Annotated in this window: 1 protein-coding gene; it reads left to right on the top strand. The window is 74.5% G+C overall.

The genetic code is table 11. The features are described from left to right. The coding region (locus ACTWQJ_RS48835; RefSeq protein ID WP_443312803.1) for an Rne/Rng family ribonuclease at positions 1 to 3,321 on the top strand (3,321 nt) is incomplete at both ends.

Here is a 3,321-nt window from a genome sequence, read left to right as displayed (position 1 = left end):
GTCGCGTCCCCCGCTGCGGCGGAAGCCGTCGAGGAGCCCGCTGCCGCGCCGCAGACCGAGGCCGCCGCGCCCGCACCGGAGGCCGCCGAGGAGGCGGCTCCGCGCCGCACCCGTCGGCGTGCCACCCGCAGGGCCGCCGCACCGGCCGGTGAGCCCACGAGCGAGCGGACGCCGTCCGGTGCCGAGGAAGCCGAGGCACCCGCCGCTGCCGAGCTTCCCGCCGGGCCCGAGACGCCCGCCGCCGTCGAGGTGCCGGTGACCGCGGCCCCCGCCGTCGCCGCCCCCGAAGCCGTCGCTGACCAGGGCGGCGAGGGCGGTACGTCGCGCCGTGCCCGGCGCCGGGTCGTGCGCAAGGCCGCCACCGGGTTCGCCGCCCCCGCGCAGCAGGACGTCGCCGAGGGCGAGGCCGAGTCGCCGCGTCGGCCCGCGCGGCCCGCGGTCGCCGTGTTCCAGGCGCCCGTGTTCACCGAGCCGCAGTTCCAGACGCCCGAGCGGGCCGCCGCCGAAGCGGCCGCCGAGGCGGCGGAGGAGGCCCCCGAGGCCGAGGAACTCCCCGAGGCCGAGGAACTCCCCGAGGAGCAGCCCGGGCCGCGGCGTCGCCGCCGTCGTCGGGGTGCCGAAGAGCCCGAGGCACAGGCCGCCGAGACCGCCGTCGAGGACGAGGCGGAGGAGGAGGCCGAGGAGGCCGCCGAGGGTGACGAGGGCGAGGAGACCGGGGCGCGTCGTCGACGTCGTCGCGGTGGCCGGCGCCGTCGCCGGGGCGAGTCCGCCGAGGGCGAGTCCGGCGAGGGCGACGAGGTCGAGGAGCTCGCCGCCGAGCAGGCCGCGCAGGACGCCGAGGACACCGCCGAGCAGGCCGAGGAGGACGCCGAGGAGGACGACCGGGGCGCTGAGTCCGGTGGCTCGTCCACCAGCAGCCGGCGTCGCCGTCGCCGGCGTCGTCGCGCCGGTGACTCCGCCCCCGACACCGAGCCGTCCGCCGACGACCCCGAGCGCACCGTCGTCAAGGTCCGCGAGCCCCGCCCGAAGGCCGAGCCGTCCGACGAGGTGCAGTCCATCAAGGGCTCGACGCGTCTGGAGGCCAAGAAGCAGCGCCGCCGCGAGGGGCGTGAGCAGGGCCGCCGCCGCGTTCCGATCATCACCGAGGCCGAGTTCCTGGCCCGCCGCGAGGCCGTCGAGCGCGTCATGGTCGTCCGGCAGAACGGCGACCGTACGCAGATCGGCGTCCTGGAGGACGGCGTGCTCGTCGAGCACTACGTCAACAAGGAGCAGTCGACCTCGTACGTCGGCAACGTCTACCTCGGCAAGGTGCAGAACGTGCTGCCGTCGATGGAGGCCGCCTTCATCGACATCGGCAAGGGCCGCAACGCGGTTCTCTACGCGGGTGAGGTGAACTTCGAGGCGCTGGGCATGGCCAACGGGCCGCGGCGCATCGAGTCCGCCCTGAAGTCGGGCCAGTCGGTCCTCGTCCAGGTGACGAAGGACCCGATCGGCCACAAGGGCGCCCGCCTCACCAGCCAGGTCTCCCTCCCGGGCCGCTACCTCGTGTACGTCCCCGAGGGCTCGATGACCGGCATCAGCCGCAAGCTGCCCGACACCGAGCGGGCCCGGCTGAAGACCATCCTCAAGAAGATCGTCCCCGAGGACGCGGGCGTCATCGTGCGCACCGCCGCCGAGGGCGCGAGCGAGGACGAGCTGCGCCGGGACGTCGAGCGGCTGCAGGCGCAGTGGGAGGACATCCAGAAGAAGGCGAAGAACGGCAACGCGCCGACGCTGCTGTACGGCGAGCCGGACATGACCGTCCGCGTCGTGCGCGACATCTTCAACGAGGACTTCTCCAAGGTCATCGTCAGTGGAGGCGACGCCTGGCAGACCATCCACGGCTATGTCTCGCACGTCGCGCCGGATCTGGCCGAGCGGCTGCAGAAGTGGACCAGTGAGGTCGACGTCTTCGCCACGTACCGGATCGACGAGCAGCTCGCCAAGGCGCTGGACCGCAAGGTCTGGCTGCCCAGCGGCGGTTCGCTGGTGATCGACCGGACCGAGGCGATGGTCGTCATCGACGTCAACACCGGCAAGTTCACCGGCCAGGGCGGCAACCTCGAGGAGACCGTCACCAGGAACAACCTGGAGGCGGCCGAGGAGATCGTCCGCCAGCTGCGGCTGCGCGACCTCGGCGGCATCATCGTCATCGACTTCATCGACATGGTGCTGGAGTCCAACCGCGATCTGGTGCTGCGCCGCCTGCTGGAGTGCCTGGGCCGGGACCGGACCAAGCACCAGGTGGCCGAGGTGACCTCGCTGGGGCTGGTGCAGATGACCCGTAAGCGGGTCGGGCAGGGGCTGCTGGAGTCGTTCTCCGAGACCTGCGTCCACTGCAACGGCCGCGGTGTCATCGTGCACCTGGACCAGGCGGCCACCACCGGTGGCGGCGGCAAGCGCAAGAAGCGTGCGCGGGCCGGTGCCGAGCAGCCGCACGAGGTCATCGTCGGCGGGATGGTCGAGGTCGGCGAGACCGCCGAGCAGGAGGCGGAGACCGAGGCCGAGGTCGCGGCCGAGGCCGCCGAGCCGGTTGCCCTGCCCGCTCCCGAGTTCGCGCCGGACGAGGAGCTGTACAGCAGTGTCGCCGAGGCGGAGGCCGCGGCCACCCGTGGTCGTTCGCGGCGCCGGGCGAGCCGGCGGGCGTCGGCTCCCGCCGGTGCGCCGAGGAGCGAGGCGGACGGAGCCCCGGTCCGGGTGCCCACGGCTCAGGACGTGACGGCCGAGGAGGAGATCGCGCGTCCGGTGCAGCCGGAGCCGGCCGCCGAGGCGCACGCCGAGCCCGTGGCCGTCGAGGACCCGGTCGTCGAGGCGCCGCCGGTCGCCGAGGCCGCTGAGGAGGCCGCGCCCAAGGGCCGTACCCGTCGTCGGGCCACCCGCAAGGTGTCCGCGCCGGCCGGTTCCCCCGCGTCGGCGTCGGCGGAGTCGGCTGTGGTGACGGTCCCCGAGACCGCGCCGGAGGTGCCGGAAGCCCCGGTGACGCCGGAGCCGGCGCAGGCCGAGGTGCCGCAGACCGAGGCGCCCGCCGAGCCCGCCGCCCCGGCCCGTCCGCGGCGCCGTGCGGTGCGCAAGGCCACCGCGCCGACCGCGTCCGAGGAGGCGGCCGTCGTGGTCGTCCCCGCGGCACCGGCGGCGGAGGAAGCCGTCGAGGCCGAGGGCGAGGAGACCGCCCCGGCCAAGAAGACGGCCCGTAAGACGGCCAAGAAGGCGACCGCGAAGAAGGCCGCCACCAAGAAGACCGCGGCCAAGAAGACGGCCGCAAAGAAGGCGACGGCCAAGAAG

The sequence above is a fragment of the Streptomyces sp. KR55 genome (assembly GCF_052245645.1).
Taxonomy (GTDB): Bacteria; Actinomycetota; Actinomycetes; order Streptomycetales; family Streptomycetaceae; genus Streptomyces; species Streptomyces flavusporus.
Note: the sequence above shows the minus strand (reverse complement) of the source record. Positions and strands in the feature narration are given on the sequence as shown.